Source organism: Nostoc sp. 'Peltigera membranacea cyanobiont' 232 (assembly GCF_002245985.1).
Classification (GTDB): domain Bacteria; phylum Cyanobacteriota; class Cyanobacteriia; order Cyanobacteriales; family Nostocaceae; genus Nostoc.
In genome coordinates this window covers 1-22,647 of record NZ_NOLK01000054.1, presented here as the reverse complement: position 1 = coordinate 22,647, position 22,647 = coordinate 1, and the positions used below count along the sequence as shown (strand labels likewise).

Here is a 22,647-nt window from a genome sequence, read left to right as displayed (position 1 = left end):
ACGTTTCAAAGATTGCTCTTGATTTAAAGCATTAAGGACAATACGTCTTAATACTTAACTATATTTGAGAAGGCGCAAGCCCTCTAGCCGAAGAGCTTCAGGGTATAAAGCTTTGTAAATATTGCAATTTGGAGATTGAATATCATAACGGCCTGTAGCCTTAAACGTAGCCAAAGAGCAACCACCTGTACACCAATATTTCCACTCACATGTACGACAGCCTTCTTTTTCTTCAACAGATAAATTCTGAATACCTGTTTTATCTTGTCGCACAACACTTAAAGGATCTTGAGCGTCAATTGAGGAGACAGTTTTATGTAGCTGCATCTGACATTTGGCAATTTGTCCTTGGTAATCAAATACGAGATAGCTTTGCCCAACTCCACAAGTTCGTTTATGAGGAGATGCTAAATTAGCACGATCGACTAATGAACCTAATAAGCTTCGATTAGGTAATTTCAATTCTATAACTTTGAATGCTGCCAACATTCCCTGAATCAGCTTAGATTCTTCTAGTTGCAAGTCTTCGTAAGAAGCGGATAGTTCATTTTCACGATAGAAATTTAAACTAAAGGGCAGATTATGCTCTAATATCCATTCAATCAGATCGGGTAATCCTTCTGCATTCCGCCCGCTAACGGTGATAGAAATATCAGGTATAAGCCCATTTTGTACAGCAATCTTAATACCCCGTTCAACATCTTGAAACGATCCTTTTCCGCCTGCATAAGTTCGTTGAATATTGTGGAAATCTGATAACCCATCTAGTGAAATCATTAGACGCAGATTCAAGGTTTGAAGCATCTCAATAATCTCAGGGGTAATCAATGTTCCATTACTGAGAACAACTCCATCTAATATAATGTTTCTTTCTTCGCTAAGAGATTGAGCATATAAATGGAGATCCTTGATTAAAGGAGAGCATAGTAAGGCTTCTCCACCTGCATATTTTAGTTTGACGCGGCGGTAATGATTTAAGGTGGCAGAGCGAAATGTAGATTCAATAGCTGCTCTACCTATATCTATTGACATATCCCTGGCTAAATGAGGAAGGTAGCAGTAGTCACATCTTAAGTTACAGCGATCGGTGATATGTAACCATGCTGATAAAGTTTCTGGTATTTCATTTAGGTTAAATGAGCTATTATTTTTAGGAATAATTAAACGGGCTTGATATAGTTCCTGAATAGCTGCCTTTAAGTCTATTTCGTTAATATGAGAATGCGCTGTTGTGATATTATGTAATTTATGAGGTTTTTTAAATATATTTAGTACATATAGTGCGGATTGATTTATAACTGCTACTTTATGATGAGTTCCATAACAGATAGAGTAAGTATCATCTAGATTCATGATTTGCGAGTTGGGAGATATCACAAACTCTGTTTCCAACATCCCCAAAGATAATTGGATATCTGAGCTTAATTCTGCTAAAGGGGATAAGTCACAGGCACAGTCCCCTCCATCACAATCACATTGCCCAGTTGCTACGTAGGTAGAATTAAGAGAAACTAAAATTCTAGGTCGATCAATTTTTTTACTAAGCATGAGAAGATGGCTGTTTTGTTGCACGGATTCTAGTTAAAAACATTTGTTGATCGCACCATTCCTTGAGAGCTTTATTGTCTTGCCATTGATGTTTGAGTTGCTGGATTAGAATTTTAGCAAGTTCTATAGGCAATCGTTCGATTTTCTTTTGCAGCAGATTTAGCTCATGTTGAATCGAATACGGACCAAAACCTCCATCCTGGAAGATTTGAGGTATGCCTTGAGCATATTTTGCAAAGGCAAGATCGTAGTTCGCTTGTTGAAATGCAACATCACCTTCTATCCGTAATATCCGACCAAAGTACAATTGATAGGTATTTTGATATGATAAGAAGCGATCGCTAAGTTCTCGTGCATAATCCGAAATATTTTTGTATGCTTTTGCATAATAATCAAACTCTGCTTTCCCTACCAGGCTATCGATGGCATACCGCATGTCATTGTACTCTAGACTAGTCTGGTAAGAGCGATCGTTGAGTTTGAGAGCTTGTTCTTGCAGAGAGCGATCGCACTTTTGAAACCCAAGATGCCAATAGACACTGGCCGTTTGGTGCAAAATTTTAGGTAATTCCTCTTCAAGTCCGTATTTATCTGCCAGTTTCAGGCTTTTTTCTAAAGCATCTTGAGCAAGACTTAGCAGATTGAGATCCCACTGTACTTGTGTCACATCCCAAACGGCTTCATTTACTACCTCAGCACTAAACCACTGATTTAAGCCTAATTGAAAGTATGCCCTACACAATATTCGATTATCGTTTTCTTCATTGTCGCAACGGCTTAATGCTCGTTCAAGTAGCTGTTTAGCTTTAATATAATTACCATTATCTACCAAAATAGCAGCAGAGGCAATTTCGGCATCGGCTATTTCGCGCTCACTTTCAACACTAGACCACATATCAATGGCTGCCTTAAAACACTGTTCAGCCTTTACGTAATCTTTTTGTTGTCCGTACAAAAATCCTAAGTTATTCTGAATGCTAGCCATAACTTGAGTTAAGCCTTTATCAGGTATGTCAACTTCCATCGCAGCATCCCAACCTAGTTTGTAATATTTTTCAGCTTCGTTAAACTTGTTGAGTTGTCGATAAAGATAACCAACTTGGTTAGCTACGCGAGGTATAGCAGATGATAGCCTGTTTCCTTGAACTAGGGATAAACACTCTTGCTGATATTTCAAAGCTTCGTCATAAAGATGTAACTTGGTATTCAGTATTCCCAAGACATTATAAATATCTGCCTTATGAGAAGAATTAGAAGATTGTTCAGATAGTATCCCCTCCAGTTTTTTCACCTCATTTTCTGTTGTACTCTTGTCTTTAAGGGCGTGAACAATCCTTGATTCAAAAACAATCATTCTAAGTTTTTGATCGGGGTTTAGGTCTTTTTCAAACTGTTTAAGAAGTGTTAATAATTGCTTGACAAAGCTAATTTTCTTGGCTTGAGTACGGATTGTATTGGTAACTTTATACCAAGTCTCAAAGCCTATTATCAGATCGGCATATAAAGCATTCCATAGCCATCGCGTAGTATTGAATTCTCGTAATTGTTTCAGTTCTTCAATTAGAAACTCAATATTGGCTACTTTATGAGAATCATCAGAGGAAAGTTGAACCTCCAATATCCTTTTTTGTGGACCTAGCTGATAATCTTTTTGCTCAAAATATTTAGCAGCAATCCGACTATCTCGTTTTCTCCATTCAAAATCTGGGTCAATATCTGTCCACACATATTTATCAACTAAGTCTCGCACAATATCATGTAATGATATTTGATTACCACTCATTATTGGTTTAATAAAAAAGTAGCTTTGGGCATCAATAAATAATTTTTCAGCATCTTCCATCGATAGTTCTAATAAATTAGCAATATCATAACTATCTAATGGGTAGATACGTGAAAGTAACAGGGTTAGCCTGTCCATTGATGTCCGAAGCTGTGTAATATGACGAACCATTTCAGCTTCAAATCCGCCTGTTTTTTCCAACCTGGCTGGAATAGTTTCTATATCTTCACTCTCTAACCAATCTGGAATAACTTCTCGATAAGCATACTCTACTCCAAATTCAATCATAATGGGGCTGCCACCAGAAAGAACTATGATTTTTTCAACTAAGTCTTTCCCAAGATTAAAGTGAAGTTGCTCCTCTTTAGAAATAATGTATGTCTGCACATCCTCATGAGTAAATTCATTTAACTCAAAATAAGTTAATTCTTCTTCCTTAAATGACTTTTCTAGAATTGGACGAGCAACGCTAGGACGACCTGCTAAAATAAATACGGCGTTATCTAGTTGCTGGCATAAATTAGCGATATATTCCCAAACTTCCGCTCTTATTTCTGATTGTCCTAACTTCTCAACCGTATCAATTAGAAATACTAGTCTCTGTTGTCTGGATTTTCGATTAATTTCATCTACTAAAAACTTTTCAATTTGTCTGCGTTCTTCTTGGTATGCGATTTCACTGAGGTGGTTTTCATCTTCTCTTAGTTGTCGTAACCTGAGCAGCCATTCTTGATATGTATTATCATACAATTGCTTGGCAATTTGAGTGCATAAATCTTCTGCATCATTAAAAATAGGGGTATCGCAATCAATAATTTCACTTGTCCCGATTTGAATTTGATTGAGGCGGTTTTGTAATTCATTAAGCAACCAAGTTTTGCCAATTCCACCTCGACCTTCTACTAAAACAACATGCAGTGTGTTAGTTTTTTGAACGAGGGAAATAATTCGATTTAGATGTTCTTCACGACCAACAAATTCTAATTTATCTATTTCAAACATAATAGACTCCTAAGTTAGTTATTTTGAATAGCTTCATCAAGCTTATGAATTAAATATCTATAGGGTGTATCATTATATTCGTCATTGTGCAGATAGTAATTGACAAGAAACTGAAATTCCCAGTCATGCTCTACTTCAGATTTAAGGGTAGACAGAAATTCGTGGGTTTGTTCTCGGTCTGTATTGCGGAATATTCCAATAGTTTCTTCAACGGTTTCATCAAAGAAAGTTCTGCGAAGCTCTTGTCGATAAGCCAAACTATCAGCACCACAATTGATAAATCCAGCATGTTGCTGAAGACTTTGAAAAAAATACTGCATTGACCAAGTTCCCGCCACAGCAGAATCATTCTTGGATTTAAGCTCATGAACATATTCCCAGCAAATTTGAGCCGCTTCGCTACAAAGCTTTTGAAAGCTATCAGGCGAACTTTCTCGGAGAAGACCAATAACTAGCAACCGACGGGTCATTCCATCTTTTATAATCGTTTTGTCACGAGTAAAAATGGATGTTTTTGTCAGTTCAGCATTTAATTTAAAACTATCGTCACTGAAAGGTAACTGAAATCTCCGAACGGCTTCTTTTAAGATCCAATGACCATTTAGTATGGGAAATATACTCAGTTTTTCAATAGATTCATAAAGATGATTATTTTCTTTTATCAAACTTTCTTTAATCTGATCTCTACATTGTCTCAGGGTTCTTTCCCATATTTTGCTGCCATAACTGTTTAAAAACCAATTAACTGTATAACCGCCACTTCGATAAACTTTTAAGGCTTCAGCAATACACCCTGGATGCCCACCAGTTAAATATAATAAGTGTCCTGCCAATAGAGATAGACTTTCAGAAGTCATTTCGATTGGCTTGAGATATTTTGTTGCTGTATCCTGAATTACTTCCCAATTAAAAGGAGAGAGGGTTAGCTTAGGAAAAACTCTATCAGAGGGGAGATCGGTAAGACAGCGAGCTGCTATTACAACTCGAAGACTCTTGGAATTATCTTTAAAAAATTGTAATTCTTTCAAACATTTTTCAATTCTCCATCCTAGCTGTTTAAGCTGATCGAAAATTTCGTTTAAACGTTGTTTGTGTGGAGCATTTCCATCTAGATCGATTAGCAGTACAATGCCTTTTTGACCCTGCGATTGCCATTTAGCCCAATTCCTATGTAATAATAAACCTAAGCGCTCTCCCGAAGGTAATTCATGCCCTTCTTGGATCTGAAGATTGAGAGAACTAGCTAATTCCTTTTCTAAGTCTTCAATATTTTGATCGCCTGACATAGAGGCATAAGCACAACACCATCGTAATTCTTGAAACCGCTTCTGTATCTGTTTGAGAAATTCTGTTTTTCCGTAACCTTTGGGAGCCGTTATCAGACGATAGGTAGGGGAATTAGTTGCTGTAATATCACTAATTGCAGCATCCCGATTAGTGAATGGGATTTTATCAAAATCAACTGGCTCTAGGGATTTTTGATTTAACTGGCTTAACTCTGATTCAGCCTGTTCTATTGCATCGAATTTATTATCAATTTGCCTTTGTAATTTATTTTTATCTACATCATTAAGCGTCCACCCTATTTGTTTACTGATACTTTCAATCTCATTTTTTAAATTAGCTATTGACTGCTCTAGATAGTTCTTTCGTGATTCTGAGGGATTTTTCATTGCATTTAGATGCCATTAAGTTCGCTTTCTACTCGTTCAAGTTCTTGTAGTATGGTGTTGATTTGCCGTTGAATGATATTGCGATCGCTCTGGTAAGTGGATGATTAAATTTATTTTGGAATATCTCATAATCACTACTTAGAATATCCAAGTGTTGTTGTAAAGTTTTGATTTTGAGTTATTGTCCCTGACGAGATTGTTGATTTAGCTGGTTTAACTTTGATTCAGCTTTTTCTATTTCGTCGAATTTATCATCAAGTTGCCTTTGCAATTTATTCTTATCTACATCATTGAGCGTCCACCCTATTTGGTTTCCAAGACTTTCAATCTCAGTTTTTAAACGAGCTATTAACTGCTCTAGATAGTTCTTTCGTAAATCTGAAGAATTGATTTTGAGTTTTTGTACCCGGCTTGGACTCTTTTGAGTATATGCATTTGATGAAATCGGCAAGGTTATTTCATCCCATGCTTTGCTCAATACATCCGTTGGAATCATGAAAGCAGTCTTGATATTTTCTCGCTGTTTCTCCGCCGCCACAGCCATACCAACCACTCCTGCAAGAGTTTCATCCCATATAGGCGCACCACTAAAACCCGGTTCTACCCTATAGCCAGTTACCTTACTATCTTCCAGTTGCACCCATCCCTTTCCTTGCCCATCTCGCAACACCCCTGTAGACCAAACGCCATCATTGTGTCCGTGGGGAAAACCGAATATGCGGAAAGGATGCTCCCAAACGTTACTAGCTGAGATTAGCTTGATAGGTTGCGCTTCATGAGGCAACTGCCCTTCTATTTGCAACCCAGCAATATCTTCAGGTTCGGAGGTTGATAGGTTGTTGACAACGGGTTGCCAAAAAACAACTTTAGCTTTTAGTTGTTGCCCTGATGCAATTAAGGGGAAATCGAAGTAAATATCATCACTAGGAGCTTCAACAATATCCTCTGGTAAAGATAGAGCCGAGGTAACAACATGAGCGCATGTCAGAATATAATTTCGAGTTCGCCCCGATACTAAAAAACCTACACCAACTACCGCACCATTGGGATGGAAAATCCGAGCGATCGCTGACCTAAAAGCTGGAATATAATTATCTGCAATGGATGCCATACTTTACTATGCCTTGTTTTGCTTCCATTTCAAGGTAATTTCGTAGTTAGCTTCACCACCTACAGAAGTAAAAATTGCACCTGCAACTGCATTTAACTTAATACCAAACTTAACCTCTACCTCATCGGCAGGTGTATTAAGCTGACTCAGTTTGATGATAATTGCTGAAGCTACAGGTTGTATTTGATCTAATACTTCATCAAATTTCTTTTTAGCTTCAACTACTATTTGTCCAGCATCTGGTCTAGCAACACGTACAAGAGAATTGCTATTTTCTGGCTCATCAACTTCAGCTAAAAACTTTGTACCATCTTCTAGAGAAAACTCTGTGATTTGTTTCCGAGTCATGGTAGAACCTGTTATTTTGAACTAATAGTTGAATGTCTAAATAATCAAGATAGTTTGCAGAAGTTTTTGTACATAATCTTCTTTTGTCCTAAATGTCCTGATTAAACCTTGCTATGAGCGATGAATCGCTCACTACGAACAATGCTTGCTGCAAACTTTGTCCTGGGTCAACCCTCGAATCTTTGTGAAGTTTCGACCAACTTCCGGCTGTTTGGGCGTTAAAGCTGTTGGATTCTCATGTAATAGATTTAACAATTAATATATTAATGGTTATATTAGTTATATATGTACCCTGACTTCAATTAGTAATTATACTGAGTTAGACCTTGGCAAGGAAACAAAGATGTAATGGAACCCTAAGAGGTTGTTTGAAAAGTATTTGGCTATGATTGTAGGCACTTAGAGATCCCCCCTAGCCCGCGTTAAAAAGGCTACGGTGTACACACAAGTCTTTGAGAGTGGCCTCATAAGCTTTTGATCCCCCCCAACCCCCCTTAAAAAGGGGGGCAAAAGTCTTTCAAAGTCCCCCTTTTTAAGGGGGATTTAGGGGGATCTTCAACGATTTTGGGTTTCGTACAGAGATGTGTGTACACCGTAGCTTAAAAAGGGGGGAACCGGAATTAAAGTCCCCCTTTTTAAGGGGGATTTAGGGGAATCTGAAATGTTTTGCTACTTTTCAAACATCCTCTAAGAGTTTCAAGTGGCTCTTAGCCTTGCACTTCAAGTTTTGGTAGGCTAGGCATACTGTTCGGTTAACTCAAAAAAAGCGATTTTTTGGGCTATTATAAACAAAAACCCCGATTTCTTAAAAAAAATCGGGGTTGTGGGGGTTGCAATTATTACAAATCAAAGCGAATGCACTACCGAGCAACACGATCGCACGATCGCACTGTGAAAGTATGTACGTAATGTCTAATGGACTTACGTAGGAATGATAAATACTTACAACATAAGAGGTTCAGCGATTATTAAGATAACTAGCGTTAGCGTAGCTCGTCGTAGACATCGCTAGAATAAGTAGACGCAAAAATATAGGTATAGGAAAAAATAAATTTTTCCAATTGCCTAATATATCTAGAAAGTTGCTCGGAGTACCGAGTAATTTATTCTGGCAAATAGTCCATCAATTTGGAGAACAATTAGAACAAAAATCAGGATTGAATTTGCAGTATTGACTTCCCGTCAATGAGTAAGCTGTACAATAAGGAAAACTCGTAAGTTCAATTTTGGCTAATTGTAATTTTGAAGCATTCCGCAACACTTGATTGGCTTTGGTTTTATCATCTAGAAGAATAGCTACAAGCTTAGGAAACGCCATGCAAGCAGCAGCATTAATGAGCGTTAGCACTATAGCATCTATCAAATTCATAGGTAATCATCTCCTGTAAAAAATAGGCGATTGCTGTTTTGAGGCGCAAGCATAATATTATGTGTAGGATTGACGTTCAGTCCATCTATTGCTTGCACTCTATGTAAACTAACTTTAACATAAATTTTTGTAAATATAAACGTGGAATTCCTGAAATTATTATACACAGAAGGGAATGTGGATAATAAGGACGGTTATTGTAGCGGAATAACAAAATAAGCTGTAAAAACGATTAATTTACAATATTTAGGTAAGGTGTTATGTCAAAAACCCAAACCCCGTCTTCTTTTTTATCTAACATCAGCGAGCAAGAACGCGAGGCATTAAAGCGGTTGGTAGATTACACAAATGTGGAATCGCTACCAGAAGTTTGGCCTTTGGCAGCTCACAAATTTGGTGATGTTGTCGCCCTCCGCAGCCCTCACACCAAACCAGAAATAGTGATTACTTATACCCAGTTAGCGGAGCAAATACAACTATTTGCAGCTGGTTTACAGGCGTTGGGAGTGAAGGTAGGCGATCGCATTTCCTTAATTTCTGACAACAGTCCCCGGTGGTTTATTGCCGATCAAGGCATAATGACTGCTGGAGCAGTTGATGCGGTGCGTAGCTCTCAAGCCGACAAAGAAGAATTGCTATTTATCATCGCTAATAGCGGCAGTACGGCAATAGTAGCAGAGGATTTAAAGACACTTCAAAAACTGCAAGACCGGATCAAAGATTTACCAATTCAATTTGCGATCTTACTTTCAGATGAAGCACCACCCACAGACGAAACCCTAAAGGTGCTGAATTTTGCCCAGTTGATTGAAATTGGGAAAAATCATAATTTTGTGCCAGTTAAACAAAACCGTGAGGCTTTGGCAACCCTAATTTACACCTCTGGCACCACAGGCAAACCCAAGGGTGTAATGCTGTCTTATAAAAACTTGATGCACCAAGTAATCACCTTTGGCACAGTACTGCAACCAAATGTCGGCGATATGGTTCTCAGTATCCTACCTTCGTGGCATAGTTACGAGCGAACTGTTGAGTATTACCTACTATCTCAAGGTTGCACGCAAGTTTATACTAACCTGCGCTCCGTGAAAGGAGATTTGAAAAAATTTAAACCTAACTATATGGTGGGTGTACCCCGTCTGTGGGAATCGATTTATGAAGGAGTGCAAAAGCAGTTCCGCGAACAACCAGCAAATAAGCAACGCCTAGTTAACTTTTTATTAGGCATTAGCGATAAATATATCAGAGCTAGGCGAACTGCTCAGGGATTGGATTTAAATAATCTTCATGCCTCAGCCGTCGAACGATTAGCAGCTAAGATCCAAGCATCTGCTTTATTACCCCTCCATGCCTTGGGAGAACGACTGGTTTATGCTAAGGTGCGAGAAGCCACAGGCAAAGAAGTCAAGCAGATGATTAGCGGTGGCGGTGCGCTTCCCAAACACATCGATAACTTCTTTGAAATTATTGGTGTTCAGATTTTGCAAGGCTATGGTTTGACAGAAACTTCTCCTGTTACCCATGTGCGTCGTCCTTGGCGAAATTTGATTGGCGCATCAGGGCTACCACTCCCCGCTACAGAAGCTAAAATCGTAGATCCTGAGACAAAAGCGCCTCTACCAGTAGAGAAGCGAGGCTTAGTATTGTTGAGGGGCCCGCAGATTATGCAAGGCTATTACCAAAATCCCGAAGCGACAGCGAAAGCCATTGACGCTGAAGGTTGGTTTGATAGCGGCGATTTGGGTTGGCTGACACCACAAGACGATTTGGTGCTGACTGGCAGAGCAAAGGATACGATTGTATTGACTAATGGGGAAAACATCGAGCCACAGCCAATTGAAGATGCCTGTTTGCGATCGCCATACATCGATCAAATTATGCTCGTTGGGCAAGATCGGCGCAGCCTGGGAGCCTTAATTGTCCCCAATGTCGAAGCCTTAGAAAAATGGGTGCAGAACAATCCGGACACTTCTCCACCTAGTCAAAAAATTGACTGTGAGAGTAGAATGATCCAGGATTTATTTCGGCAAGAATTGAATCGAGAAGTGCAAAATCGTCCAGGCTATCGACCGGATGACCGCATCGGGACATTCAAACTCATTCTAGAACCGTTTTCCATTGAAAATGGTTTGATGACACAAACACTAAAAGTTCGCCGACATATCGTCACGGAACGTTATCGCGATATTATTGACGGCATGTTTGCCTGATAATTCCACCTCCCAACTGTAAAGAGTGAACGTGAAATATTTATGGATGTCTCCAAATCTAATTTGCTTCTGAAACGCGTCGTTAACGTCAAAGTTATTGTGACTCCTCTTTGGAAAGAGGAAGTACAACAGCAGCTGCAAACGCAGATCAATCAACTCGATCAGCAACTGCAACAGTTAGACGTAGAAGGACAAAGAGCGATCGCGGCAATTCAAAAGCAGAGTCTGCAACCACCCGGCCCCCAGACCCTCCAACAAATTGACAATATTCAACTCCAAGTCAATCAAAAGAAAAGTGAATTTCTAGAGCAGAAAAATCAGTTGCTGCAAAACCTCCAGCAAGTCCAGTTTCTCCAGCAAGATCAGGAAGTCAATCAGTTCCAAATGGAAGGCTTTTTCCGGGTAGAAATCGGTGATAACCTGATTAGCAAAATGCAAGTCGAAATCGTTCTGCGCGACGGCGTTGTAGAAGAAATTCGCGGCGACATTTAAGTTTGTTATTTGTCATTTGTCCGTTGTCATTTGTTTTGTGACCAATGACCAATGACTAGTGACAGATGTGATTTAACTTAGTGTGGGAGCGGCTCCCAGCCCAACATTCTACCTGGGAGCCAGCCCAAACTATTTGCCAGACTGGAGGAGAGCTAATAAATAGCGATCGCCCGAAGGCTGACATCTCAACTCGATATTTAATACCAACTGAATCATCCCCCCGCTTGAGTTGCGTAATCGTCACAAGGGCCTGATTTCGTTGCGGATAAGCCACCTCTACCTTTCGCGTTCCTTGCACTGGTGTTATGTCGTCAAAGGCATTTAAAGCAAGGGTAGCAGGATCGCTACCTTGGAGAGATGAGTTAATTTTTTCTAAAGGTATAGTTTTATAATCGGAACGGTTTGGATATGCCACAACCTCTTGAGATTGATGTATTGCTTTCACCTGCTGGGTTTGCCCATCACTACTCTCAACAATTGGTACAGATTGCTGGCGCTGGATAATATAAACTCCAGCGCCAGCAGTGGCAAAGATACTGAGTATCACAATCAAAAATAATTTCAACTTTGCCGACATAAAAGTAAACAGGAATTTCAAATAGGTTTATTACCAATTTTGAATTCTAGATTGAACTGTATCTTATATCCTCTACCTGTGAGTAGCTCCTGTATCTTAATCAGTGGTTATGAGGAATAAAAATGCCAATCTCATTAAATCTGTGAGAAACTCGTGCTGGTTTTTGCAAGTCAACGACTAAAAACGAGAGCAAAATACTGGCTAACCATTGGGAATAACTCTGTATTATAGACCTCTTAAGTTATATTTAGGTTCCTGGGGTCAAGAGTTAGGAGTTAGGAACTCTCCCATTCCTCATTCCTAATTCTCAACCTAAAATATAAAATCTCCAGTCCAAAACTCTCCCGCCAAGATACAATTCGATCTGATAAAAGCTGTTAAAGTCCATAAACCATTGATTCCCAAACCACCCTATGAGCATTCACGAAGTATTTATGCCGGCGCTGAGTTCCACTATGACCGAAGGCAAAATCGTCTCCTGGGTGAAATCGCCAGGGGACAAAGTGGAAAAAGGCGAAACAGTGGTGGTTGTAGAGTCAGATAAGGCAGATATGGATGTAGAAACCTTTTATGAAGGCTTTCTTGCCCATATCATAGTTGAAGCTGGTGAAACTGCCCCGGTAGGATCTGCGATCGCCTTCATCGCCGAAACGGAAGCTGAAATTGAACAGGCGAAATCTCTTGCCAATTCCGGTGGCGTGGCTGCTGCTACTACCTCTTCCCCTGAACCAATCGCCGCCACAACCTCAGCTGCAACACCTGCCTTAGCGTCTCAAAACGGGTCTAACCACAAAGAAGGAAGGCTTGTCGTTTCACCCCGGGCCCGCAAGTTAGCCAAAGAACTCAAGGTTGATTTAACTACACTCCAAGGTAGTGGCCCCCACGGTCGCATTGTCGCCGAAGATGTAGAAGCATTGTCCAATAAGGGCAAACAACCTGCCACTGCCCCAGTTGCCCCACCAGCACCTGTACCAACCAGCGCCCCAGTTGCACCCCCAGCACCTCGGACACCAGCATCCACACCAGTGGTAGCGGCTGTTCCTGGTCAAATCGTGCCTCTAACTACCTTCCAAAATGCCGTAGTGCGGAACATGGTAGCTACCATATCCGTGCCCGTCTTCCGTGTCGGTTATACAATTACCACCGATGGATTAGATAAACTTTATAAACAAATTAAATCCAAAGGTGTGACAATGACAGCGCTACTGGCGAAAGCTGTAGCGGTGACATTGCAAAAACACCCATTGTTAAATGCTAGCTACTCAGACCAGGGTATTGTTTATCATTCTGATATCAACATTTCTGTAGCAGTTGCGATGGATGATGGCGGATTAATTACACCTGTGCTGCAAAATGCAGACGCGGTGGATATTTATTCTCTATCGCGGACTTGGAAGTCTTTGGTAGAACGGGCGAGGGCAAAACAACTACAGCCCCAAGAATACAACAGTGGTACTTTTACCCTGTCCAATTTGGGAATGTTTGGCGTAGACAAATTTGATGCGATTTTGCCGCCTGGACAAGGTTCAATTTTAGCGATCGGGGCATCCCGTCCACAAGTGGTAGCAACACCCGACGGTTTATTTGGCGTGCGTCAACAAATGCAAGTCAATATTACTTCTGACCATCGGATTATTTACGGTGCCCATGCTGCGGCGTTCTTGCAAGATTTAGCAAAATTGATTGAGACGAATCCTCAATCTTTGACAATGTAATTTTGAAAAGATACCAAGTTTAAATGTTAGCGCTATGAGCAGCAGTTTTTCGGAGAGTAGCGCTAACAACTATATAAAGAATCGGTGCAGGTTGACTGCACCGATTGCACAATTTAACTCTAATTCCACCGGACATTTCCCTCACGCCAATGCTGAAGCTTGAGGTTTGGCAAAAATCATTCTTCCTGCGGTAGTTTGCAAAGCGCTGGTGACTACTACTCGCAGTTCACCACCCACATAATTGCTGCCTTCTTCAACTACTACCATTGTGCCATCATCTAGGTAGCCAATACCTTGACTGGGTTCTTTGCCTTCCTTGAGAATTTTTAAATCAAGGTTGTCGCCAGGTAAATAACTAGGACGGACGGCATTTACTAAATCATTCACATTCAAAACAGGTACTTTTTGAACACTGGCGACTTTAGACAAGTTGTAGTCGTTAGTTAGCAATGTACCGCTGATTTCTTGGGCAAAACGTACCAACTTGGCATCTACTGTGGGAATATCTTCGTAGTCAACTGCATTAATCAGGATGCGATCGGGATAATCTTCCTTAATGCGGTTGAGAATTTCTAGTCCTCGTCTTCCCCGCACCCGTTTTTGGTCTTTGCTAGCATCAGCTACTTGCTGGAGTTCTTGCAAGACAAATTGCGGTACGAGAATTTGCCCTTCCAGAAACCCTGTTTCTAGTAGCGCTTCTATGCGACCATCAATAATGCAACTGGTATCTAAAACTTTGGTATTAGCTGGTTTTAGCGTTCCTTCCACAACCATTGATTCGACAGTGTTGGGATTAATGAACCGCAATAAGCCCCGCCCGTGGGTATCTGCCAAGTTCATACCAGTGACGGAAAGGATAATACTACCGACAACTGCCACAAGTGGCTTAATAAATCCAAAATCTGCCGGTATAGGTAGTAAAAATAGTGGGGCTAACATCAGGTTAGCTAGCAATAAACCAATTACTAAGCCGATCGCACGAGTTAAAATCACTTCCAGAGGCATTTCTTTGACTTGTGATTCTAGGCGACGATATGTCGTCTGGAAACTCAGTCCGATCGCACCACCAATAATCGCGGCAAAGACGGCAACAACTAAGCGTAAAGCCTCAAGATTTGTTACCTGGTCTAGCGCCCCATTGGGTAGTAGTTCAATGCTGTAGAACCCTATTCCCGAAGCTGCCAGGATAAATGAGAAAATGATAATTGCGTCAAGCATGGTTATGTTGTTTTCCTGCAACTGTGTTCACCGAGAAAGTTCAGTATTTTTTATTTCATCGGTAAGATAAACTCATCAATATTGACTTACACTAAGGGTTTAGGCTAGCAATATCTGCAATTATTATAACTAAAGGCTTTTCTCTTAATATTTTTCATTGTTTCTTTGTAAAACGACAAAAATTTGTAAAAAAACTCCTCATTTTCATTGTCTCTAATTCGCAGTTGGATTAACTTAAAACTTTTCTCAAAATGAGTCAAAAATTTAGTGTTTCTGGAATTGCGAGTTCAGCTTATGTGCATATTCCCTTTTGCAGACGGCGGTGCTTTTATTGTGATTTTCCGGTGTCTGTTGTGGGCGATCGCTTGCGGGGCGAAACATCTGGTACTATCTCCCAATATGTTGAGGTGCTATGTCAAGAAATTGCCATTACACCAACCTTTGGTCAACCTCTAAAGACAATTTTCTTTGGTGGTGGTACTCCTTCGCTGCTATCAACAGAACAGCTACAACGAATAGTAACAGAGCTAGAGAAGCATTTTGGTATTGCAGCTGGTGCAGAGATTTCTATGGAAATTGACCCAGCCACCTTTGATTTAGCGCATATAGCAGGCTATCGCAGTGCAGGCGTGAACCGGGTAAGTTTGGGTGTACAAGCCTTTCAAGAAGAATTATTGCAGAAGGCGGGGCGATCGCACTCGGTTGAAGATATTTTTGCAGCTGTGGAACTAATCCACCAAGTTGAGATTCCCAAATTCAGCTTAGACTTAATTTCTGGGTTGCCGCATCAGTCTTTGGATCAATGGCAGGATTCCCTAACAAAAGCGGTGGCGCTTTTACCCACTCACATTTCTATCTACGATCTCACCATCGAGCCAGGTACAGCCTTTGGTCGTTACTACAAACCTGGCGATACTCCTTTACCCACGGATGAAGCCACAGTCAAAATGTACCAGATGGGGCAACAGGTTTTGACTGGTGCAGGTTACGACCATTATGAGATTTCTAATTATGCCCAACCCGGTCATCAGTGCCGACATAATCGAGTGTATTGGGAAAACCGCCCTTACTATGGCTTTGGGATGGGTGCGGCGAGTTATGTTGAGGGGAAACGCTTCACTCGTCCGCGCAAGACTAGGGAGTATTACCAGTGGATACAAGCTGGCGCTGTGATTGATTGTGATGTGACTCCCCCAAAAGAAGTATTGTTAGAAACGTTAATGTTGGGGTTGCGTTTGGCGGAGGGTTTGAGTTTGGCGGCTTTGGTGGAGGCGTTTGGAGAAGAGAAGGTGGAGGAGATTTGCAGGTGTTTGCAAGGGTATTTTGATAAAGGTTGGGTGGAGATTGCAGAGGGAAGGCTGCGTTTGATCGATCCCCAAGGGTTTTTGTTTTCTAATGTGGTGTTGGCGGAGTTGTTTGAGAAGTTGGGGTGACGAACCACACCAGGTGCAGAGTCCGCAGAGAGAGGAGGGGAGATTTATGCAGAAAAATCAAGTTAGAAAAGCTGTGATTCCGGTAGCTGGTTTCGGGACTCGGTTGTTTCCAGCTACCAAAGTTGTGAAAAAAGAACTTTTTCCGATTATCGATCGAGATGGTAGGGCAAAACCTGTGATTCTTGCAATTATTGAAGAAGCAATTAGTGCTGGAATTGCAGAAGTGGGGATTGTAGTGCAGCCGGACGATCGAGAAATATTTGCAGATTTATTGAAAAATCCACCTAAAAAAGAACTCTTACAAAAACTTTCACCACAAAATCAAGAATATAGCCGATATCTGGAAGATTTAGGTAGCAGAATTACAATTTTATTGCAAGAGGAACAATTAGGTTATGGTCATGCAGTATTTTGTGCTAAAGATTGGGTACAAGATGAGCCATTTTTGTTAATGTTGGGCGACCACATTTATACATCTGATATTGAAAAATCTTGTGCTAGTCAAGTTTTAGATGTTTACGAACAAGTTAATCAAAGCGTTGTGGGTTTGACTACAATGCCAGCAGAAATTATTCATAAAGCTGGGTGTGTAACAGGAGTTTGGCAAGAGTTAAACTCGATTTTGTCAGTAACGCAACTATATGAAAAACCGACTGTTGAGTATGCACAAAAGCATTTACATGTAGAGGGAATGGCAGACAATGAGTTTTTAGGCCTATTTGGTTTGTATTTACTCACGCCGAAAATTTTTGACTTTCTAGCAGAACACATCAACCAAAATTTTCGAGAGCGAGGTGAATTTCAGCTAACATCCTGTCTAGAAAAATTGCGTCAAGAAGAGGGAATGACCGGATATGTTGTGAAAGGTAAGTGTTTTGATACAGGATTGCCAGATGCTTATCGTCAGACAATGATTGATTTTAGAAATTTCTAGATTAATCTTGTTTCAAAAAGTATTGGGCGATGAAAAATCGCAACTACACAAGCAAAGTTCACCTCCGTGGACTAAGAGAAATTGAGTCGCTAGTAACTATTAATTACGAATTACGAATGATGAATTATTTTGCAACGGTTGCTCGTGGATTAGAAACTCTCGCGGCTCAAGAGTTAGAGCAATTGGGAGCCAATTCTGTGGAACCAGGGTTTTGTGGTGTAGCCTTTGAAGGCGATCGCACCCTACTTTATCGCGTCAACCTCTGGGCTAGGCTACCGTTCCGAATCTTGGTAAATATCCATGATTTTCCATGCCTTGATGCTAAGGATCTCTATCGCGGCATCCAGACCATCGATTGGCAAAACTATGTAACGCCAGACATGACCCTGGCGGTGAATGTCACAGGCAAAAACGATCGCCTCAATCACAGCCACTTCACATCGCTCCAAGTCAAAAATGCGATCGTTGACCAGCAGCAAGAAAAGCTGGGTGAGCGTTCAAATGTAGAGCTTCATGAACCAGATGTGCGGATTAATGTTCATATTGAACGCGATTTTTGTACCGTCAAACTCGACAGTTCTGGAAATAGTCTGCACCGCCGAGGCTATCGCCCTGCCGTTGGAACAGCCCCTCTCAAAGAATCTCTGGCTTCTGCCCTCATTCAACTTTCGGGCTGGCAGCCAAACCAGATGTTCTACGATCCTCTCTGTGGTTCTGGTACTTTACCTTTGGAAGCTAGCTTAAAAGCACTTAATATAGCGCCAGGGCTATTTCGTGATTGCTTTGGATTTGAAAATTGGCTCGATTTTGACCTGCCTCTTTTAGAAAAGCTGCTCCAAGAAGCTAAGGACAGTCAATTGGATAACTTGACCGCACCTATTTGGGGAAGCGATCGCGACGAAAATGTAATTGAGCAAGCGATTAACAATGCTCAAAACTGCGGCGTTGATAACCATATCTGGTTTTCTCAAATGGAGTTAGCCGATGTTGTCGCCCCCGGAGATAGTGGAATTCTATTATGCAATCCACCTTATGGCGAACGGCTGGGGCGAGATAGTGATTTAGGGGCATTTTACAAACTTTTGGGCGATGTGTTGAAACAACGCTTCAAGGGCTGGACTGCATTTGTGCTAAGTGGTAACAAGGAACTATCTCAATCCATTGGACTGAAATCATCCCAACGGATGGCGGTGTACAACGGAACTATACCTTGTCAGTTAATGAAATATGAGTTGTACTAAGGGTGATTTGTAGTATGGTTTAGCGATCGCTCTCAACTACTTTTACTCACTCAAAATTGAGTACCACTGAGGATGTGCTGTATTGCCGGGGTTTGTGAGAGCCGCGATCTAAATCTCCTGTTGCGTGGCATTGACTATCTCACATATAAATTGGTGATATTTTTAATCATCTTTAAGAAATTTAACTTTAGCAGAAAAAAGGTTGAAACCATTTCTGGATATGGATTTTGGCAGCTAAGATGACAAACACTTCAAAAAAGTGACAGTATAATCGGTGACTGACAACCTGCAATTTATTTATCGCTAGAAGGCTATTTATGTCAGACCAATTCACCTTTACCGTTACCAATGAAACTGAACAGGCAATTACAGAGTTGTGGGTATCTGTGGATGATGAAGACTGGGCTTCATTTACCTTGAGTGATTCAGGGATTCCATCAGGTGAAACAGTAACCATTGCTTGGGCTGAATATACGAATGATTCGCCCTGTGAATGGTACATCTCTGCTGTATTTGAAGATGAATCAGAAACAGAGTCATCCCTGTTTAACTTCTGTGAAGAACCAGCTTTGACAATCGGATAAATTCCCCACTGCGATCGCGTATCAAACGCGATTACATATTGACTCCAGCATAAAAACAAAAGCCCTAACTAGAAAGCATCTAGCTGGGGCTTGATATTAGAATTGACATTTCGCGTTCTGCTTCTTTCCATTTCGTTGCACTCGCAATGACATATCACAAGTAATTTGCCGTACATGATATAACTCAATTACCAATAGCTAATATCAATAAAGAAGTTGAGAATTCAGCTATTTAATGTGTTGCGATGTCTACGCAATGCCAAATTTATTATAATCAAAATTGATATTACTTGTATAAGAAAGTCAATCAGGTATGTAATTTGAATGTTAGCCCTGAATTTATAATATGAATGCTAGCTCTGAATTTATGAGTGCTAACGAAATATCTCTTCGACCTGCTCAGGAAACAGATGCCTGGGTGCTGAGTGCAATTCATATTGCTGCTATTAAAGCTCTACCTGCAACTTTCTACACCAAAAAAGAACTTTTAGTTTGGCGTAATTACCGCGAAAAACCTGATGGTTCAAATATCTTAAAAAGTATCAAAGTGGAGACTTGCTGGGTTGCTATTGAGGGAGATGCTGTCATAGGTTTTGCTAGTTTTATAGTTGATGAACTTATCGGGCTGTATGTCCATCCTAAATATCAAGGTAAAGGGGTTGGACGTGCTTTAGTTCAACATTTTTGCGATGAAGCAATTGAGCAAGGTATAGATAAGATAATTACAACTGCTAGTCTTTATGCTGAAGGATTTTATTTACGGCTGGGATTTACTGCCATCCAAAGGGCACCTCATTATTTAGGAAGTGGGGTATTTGTCCCAGTTACTAAAATGAGTAAAACATTAGCTAAAGTACCAAAGGAAATTTAAGCCGATACAAGATTTTCACTAACTTTAAAAATGCTGGTATCAAGATTAATTTTTACCCAAGTTGCGATCGCTTTCTTTACATAATTTATGATGTAAGTAAGTACTTGCCAGCATAAATGAATAAAACTATCCGTTCATCAACTCTTACCCGTACACGTTTGATAGAAGCCGCTTCGCAGGTATTTGCTAGTTTAGGTGTTCAAGGAGCAACTACCCGTGAAATAGCACGTGTTGCTGGTGTGAATGAGGTCACTTTGTTTCGCCATTTTGCTAGTAAAGAACAACTTTTGGGAGCAGTCATCAAAAATGCCTTAGCACTCCAGACGGAAGCCCTTGCACACCCTGAAGCGTGGACGCAAGATTTAAAAATTGATTTAAGACAGTATGCCAATCTTTACAATACTATGCTAGAGGCACAAGAAGACTTAATTCGTACCTTTATTGGAGAAGCGAAACGTCATCCAGAGGCGGCCAAACAAGTTATTCAAGAAGCTGCCAAGCCTTTAAGAGAAAAGCTGGTAGCTTACCTGCAATCGGGTCAGAAACGAGGCATTGTCAGAGCAGACCTCGATCCATTTCCAGCAGTCGATATGTTTACAGGAATGCTGTTAGCTGGAATGCTATGCCGTAGTGCAAAATTCAATCAAGACAGCTATAGCTGTGAAGACTATATAGAAACCTGTGTAGAGATTTTTGTGCGCGGTATCAGTGCAATTCCCCTCTGAGTTAGTTGTCAATGCGGCTGTAATCATCTCGACTATCTATAACTATTTTCCTCGGTGCGATCGCCGTTTAATTCTGTGCAAAGTATTATAAGTATTGATATACACCAGTTTGCAACTAAGTCAGGGACTTCCAATTAAAAAAATATCCAATTTTGTAGGGTGCGTTAGCGACAGCGTAACGCACCGCCAGATATCTCGGTGCGTTACAGCTTTCGCCTAACACACCCTACTGTATATTTTATTTTTTGGAAGTCCCTTAGGTACAAAATGCCGGACTCAAAATTCAGATATAAAGATGTTTCTACCTCTTACCTCAAAACCTGTATTTTTTGGGGTAAGCGTCTCGCCCGCCCTGATTAATAAGCGTGCAAGATGCCTACCCCACAAAATTGAGTAATTTATTTGTTGGAATTCCCAGTGCTTTGCGCTCAATTAAGGTGCAAGAGCATTACCCCGAATTAGACTACCAATGGTTTTGGCAGTAATTTTCAATTGGGTAATGGGATTAGCTGGGACAACCGTTTTATACAGATAGCTATCGAATGTTAGCCGTTGTACATCAAGGTCATCGCACATTTCCACGAACGCTTCGCGGGTAGCGTCGGAACGATAGAACACGCTTTGCAGAATGTCCAGCACTTTGTAAGTGAGTCCGTATCTTTTATCCCAACGCTTCAGGTAAACCTTGAGGTCGCCTTCTGTAGGAATACGGCTACCACTATTAGATGCTTCTACAATAGTTTCGGCACACATCCGCCCAGATTTAGCGGCAAAATAAATACCTTCTCCAGAAGATTTGGTAACATAACCAGCAGCATCTCCCACCAAAGCGATGCGACCAACAACACGACGGGGACGGGGATGTTCGGGAATGGGGTGCGCTTCGACTTTGATGATTTTACCGCCTGCTAGCTTTTCGGAAGCACGGGCACGGATACCAGCTTGTAACTGTTTGATGCTGGCTTTATTAACGTGCATCGTGCCAGTACCGACAGCTACGTGGTCATATTTGGGGAAAACCCAAGCGTAGAAATCGGTTGAAACGTCATCACCGACATACATTTCGGCGAGGTCGTTGTAGTAGGCCATTTTGTCTTCGGGTAAGCGAATTCGCTCTTGGAAAGCGATCGCATAATTGTAATCCCCAGCGTCCATTTCTTTAGCAACGCGGGAATTAGCCCCATCTGCCCCAATGATTAAATCCACCTTCAGGGTTTTGGCAATACCCTGGGATATCCCTTCTGTATGGTCAACGTAATGGATGGTATAGGGATCGGTATTGTTTCCTGGTATATCAAGTTTATGAACAGTAGCATTAATTAAATTTGCACCTACTTTTGCCGCCCGATCGCGCAAAAAGCCATCCAGCACTTCCCGGCGGCACATTCCTATATATTCATCTTCATTTACCAGATTGATATCAACCTCCCGATTAGAAGGCGAAATCATTTTCATCTTCCTGACACGGCGATCGATAATCTCTGGTGGTAAGTCAAATTCACTCACCATACAGAGGGGAATTGCACCCCCACAAGGCTTTGCATTGTCTAGCTTCCGCTCAAACAGGTAGGTTTCAATCCCAGAGGCTGCCAGTGTTTCTGCGGCAGATGAACCAGCAGGGCCTGACCCAATAACAGCAACCCGTAGTGTCAAAGGTCTTTCTCCCAATCTTCACATTTACCCAGAGCATACTACCACGGTCTTTCTAGTGATTTGGCGCTTTACCTTCAGGTTTCTGCTTAAATGCAATATTCCTTAATGTTTCGATACGAATTGAGGCATTGGGAATTGGGAAAAATGAAGAATATTACCT

General features: G+C 40.9%; 18 protein-coding genes and 1 pseudogene. 9 read left to right on the top strand and 10 right to left on the bottom strand.

Going from position 1 to position 22,647, the window contains the following annotated elements; all coding sequences use genetic code 11:
* Nucleotides 1–54: 54 nt before the first annotated feature.
* The 7 genes and pseudogenes from CDG79_RS18905 to CDG79_RS18880 all read right to left on the bottom strand — a co-directional run bounded on the left by CDG79_RS18905 (nt 55) and on the right by CDG79_RS18880 (nt 8,834).
* Complete coding sequence (locus CDG79_RS18905) at nt 55–1,548, bottom strand: radical SAM/SPASM domain-containing protein (RefSeq protein WP_094343498.1); 1,494 nt, start codon at nt 1,546–1,548, stop codon at nt 55–57.
* Nucleotides 1,541–4,333, bottom strand: a complete 2,793-nt coding sequence (locus tag CDG79_RS18900; RefSeq protein WP_094343497.1) for a tetratricopeptide repeat protein — start codon at nt 4,331–4,333, stop codon at nt 1,541–1,543. The genes CDG79_RS18905 and CDG79_RS18900 overlap by 8 nt, the downstream gene beginning before the upstream one ends.
* A gap of 14 nt (nt 4,334–4,347) precedes the next feature.
* On the bottom strand, nt 4,348–6,006 hold the full coding sequence (locus CDG79_RS18895; protein WP_094343496.1) for a hypothetical protein: 1,659 nt from the start codon (nt 6,004–6,006) through the stop codon (nt 4,348–4,350).
* 5 nt (nt 6,007–6,011) lie between these two features.
* Nucleotides 6,012–6,086, bottom strand: a pseudogene (locus CDG79_RS45520) (hypothetical protein); the annotation flags it as partial.
* Nucleotides 6,087–6,184: 98 nt separating this feature from the next.
* Nucleotides 6,185–7,117, bottom strand: a complete 933-nt coding sequence (locus CDG79_RS18890) for a trypsin-like peptidase domain-containing protein (RefSeq protein ID WP_094343495.1) — start codon at nt 7,115–7,117, stop codon at nt 6,185–6,187.
* A gap of 6 nt (nt 7,118–7,123) precedes the next feature.
* Nucleotides 7,124–7,465 carry a CU044_2847 family protein gene (locus CDG79_RS18885; RefSeq protein WP_094328908.1) on the bottom strand — a complete coding sequence of 114 codons (342 nt, stop codon included), beginning with the start codon at nt 7,463–7,465 and terminating at the stop codon, nt 7,124–7,126.
* 1,123 nt (nt 7,466–8,588) lie between these two features.
* Entirely contained in the window at nt 8,589–8,834 is a 246-nt protein-coding gene (locus CDG79_RS18880) for a hypothetical protein (RefSeq protein WP_223278201.1), read from the bottom strand.
* A gap of 260 nt (nt 8,835–9,094) precedes the next feature.
* Between CDG79_RS18880 and CDG79_RS18875 the strand changes: the two genes are divergently transcribed.
* A complete protein-coding gene (locus tag CDG79_RS18875; protein WP_094343494.1) occupies nt 9,095–11,044 on the top strand; it encodes an AMP-dependent synthetase/ligase in 1,950 nt (649 codons plus the stop codon).
* 42 nt (nt 11,045–11,086) lie between these two features.
* Nucleotides 11,087–11,536: a YlqD family protein gene (locus tag CDG79_RS18870; RefSeq protein WP_012412623.1), complete on the top strand. Its 450-nt coding sequence runs from the start codon at nt 11,087–11,089 to the stop codon at nt 11,534–11,536.
* Between the two features lie 55 nt (nt 11,537–11,591).
* Here CDG79_RS18870 and CDG79_RS18865 read toward each other — a convergent pair whose 3' ends face one another.
* Complete coding sequence (locus tag CDG79_RS18865) at nt 11,592–12,113, bottom strand: hypothetical protein (RefSeq protein ID WP_094328906.1); 522 nt, start codon at nt 12,111–12,113, stop codon at nt 11,592–11,594.
* A 413-nt stretch (nt 12,114–12,526) separates the two neighbouring features.
* Between CDG79_RS18865 and CDG79_RS18860 the strand changes: the two genes are divergently transcribed.
* On the top strand, nt 12,527–13,828 hold the full coding sequence (locus CDG79_RS18860) for a dihydrolipoamide acetyltransferase family protein (RefSeq protein ID WP_094343493.1): 1,302 nt from the start codon (nt 12,527–12,529) through the stop codon (nt 13,826–13,828).
* Nucleotides 13,829–13,969: 141 nt separating this feature from the next.
* On the opposite strand, the gene CDG79_RS18855 is transcribed toward CDG79_RS18860, so the two are convergent.
* The gene (locus tag CDG79_RS18855) at nt 13,970–15,046 is read right to left on the bottom strand and encodes a PIN/TRAM domain-containing protein (RefSeq protein ID WP_069072181.1); all 1,077 of its coding nucleotides are present in this window, start codon (nt 15,044–15,046) and stop codon (nt 13,970–13,972) included.
* 251 nt (nt 15,047–15,297) lie between these two features.
* Here CDG79_RS18855 and hemW point away from each other — a divergent pair, with 251 nt between their 5' ends.
* From hemW to CDG79_RS18825, 6 genes are all read left to right on the top strand, one after another.
* A complete protein-coding gene (gene hemW / locus CDG79_RS18850) occupies nt 15,298–16,479 on the top strand; it encodes a radical SAM family heme chaperone HemW (RefSeq protein WP_094343492.1) in 1,182 nt (393 codons plus the stop codon).
* A gap of 46 nt (nt 16,480–16,525) precedes the next feature.
* The gene (locus CDG79_RS18845; RefSeq protein WP_094343491.1) at nt 16,526–17,413 is read left to right on the top strand and encodes a UTP--glucose-1-phosphate uridylyltransferase; all 888 of its coding nucleotides are present in this window, start codon (nt 16,526–16,528) and stop codon (nt 17,411–17,413) included.
* Nucleotides 17,414–17,442: 29 nt separating this feature from the next.
* Complete coding sequence (locus CDG79_RS18840) at nt 17,443–18,654, top strand: THUMP domain-containing class I SAM-dependent RNA methyltransferase (RefSeq protein WP_223278200.1); 1,212 nt, start codon at nt 17,443–17,445, stop codon at nt 18,652–18,654.
* 317 nt (nt 18,655–18,971) lie between these two features.
* Nucleotides 18,972–19,238 carry a hypothetical protein gene (locus tag CDG79_RS18835; RefSeq protein WP_094343490.1) on the top strand — a complete coding sequence of 89 codons (267 nt, stop codon included), beginning with the start codon at nt 18,972–18,974 and terminating at the stop codon, nt 19,236–19,238.
* Between the two features lie 346 nt (nt 19,239–19,584).
* Nucleotides 19,585–20,109, top strand: a complete 525-nt coding sequence (locus CDG79_RS18830; RefSeq protein WP_223278199.1) for a GNAT family N-acetyltransferase — start codon at nt 19,585–19,587, stop codon at nt 20,107–20,109.
* 116 nt (nt 20,110–20,225) lie between these two features.
* Nucleotides 20,226–20,834 carry a TetR/AcrR family transcriptional regulator gene (locus tag CDG79_RS18825; RefSeq protein WP_094343489.1) on the top strand — a complete coding sequence of 203 codons (609 nt, stop codon included), beginning with the start codon at nt 20,226–20,228 and terminating at the stop codon, nt 20,832–20,834.
* A gap of 432 nt (nt 20,835–21,266) precedes the next feature.
* Here CDG79_RS18825 and chlP read toward each other — a convergent pair whose 3' ends face one another.
* Entirely contained in the window at nt 21,267–22,487 is a 1,221-nt protein-coding gene (gene chlP, locus CDG79_RS18820) for a geranylgeranyl reductase (protein WP_094343488.1), read from the bottom strand.
* Between the last annotated feature and the right edge of the window lie 160 nt (nt 22,488–22,647).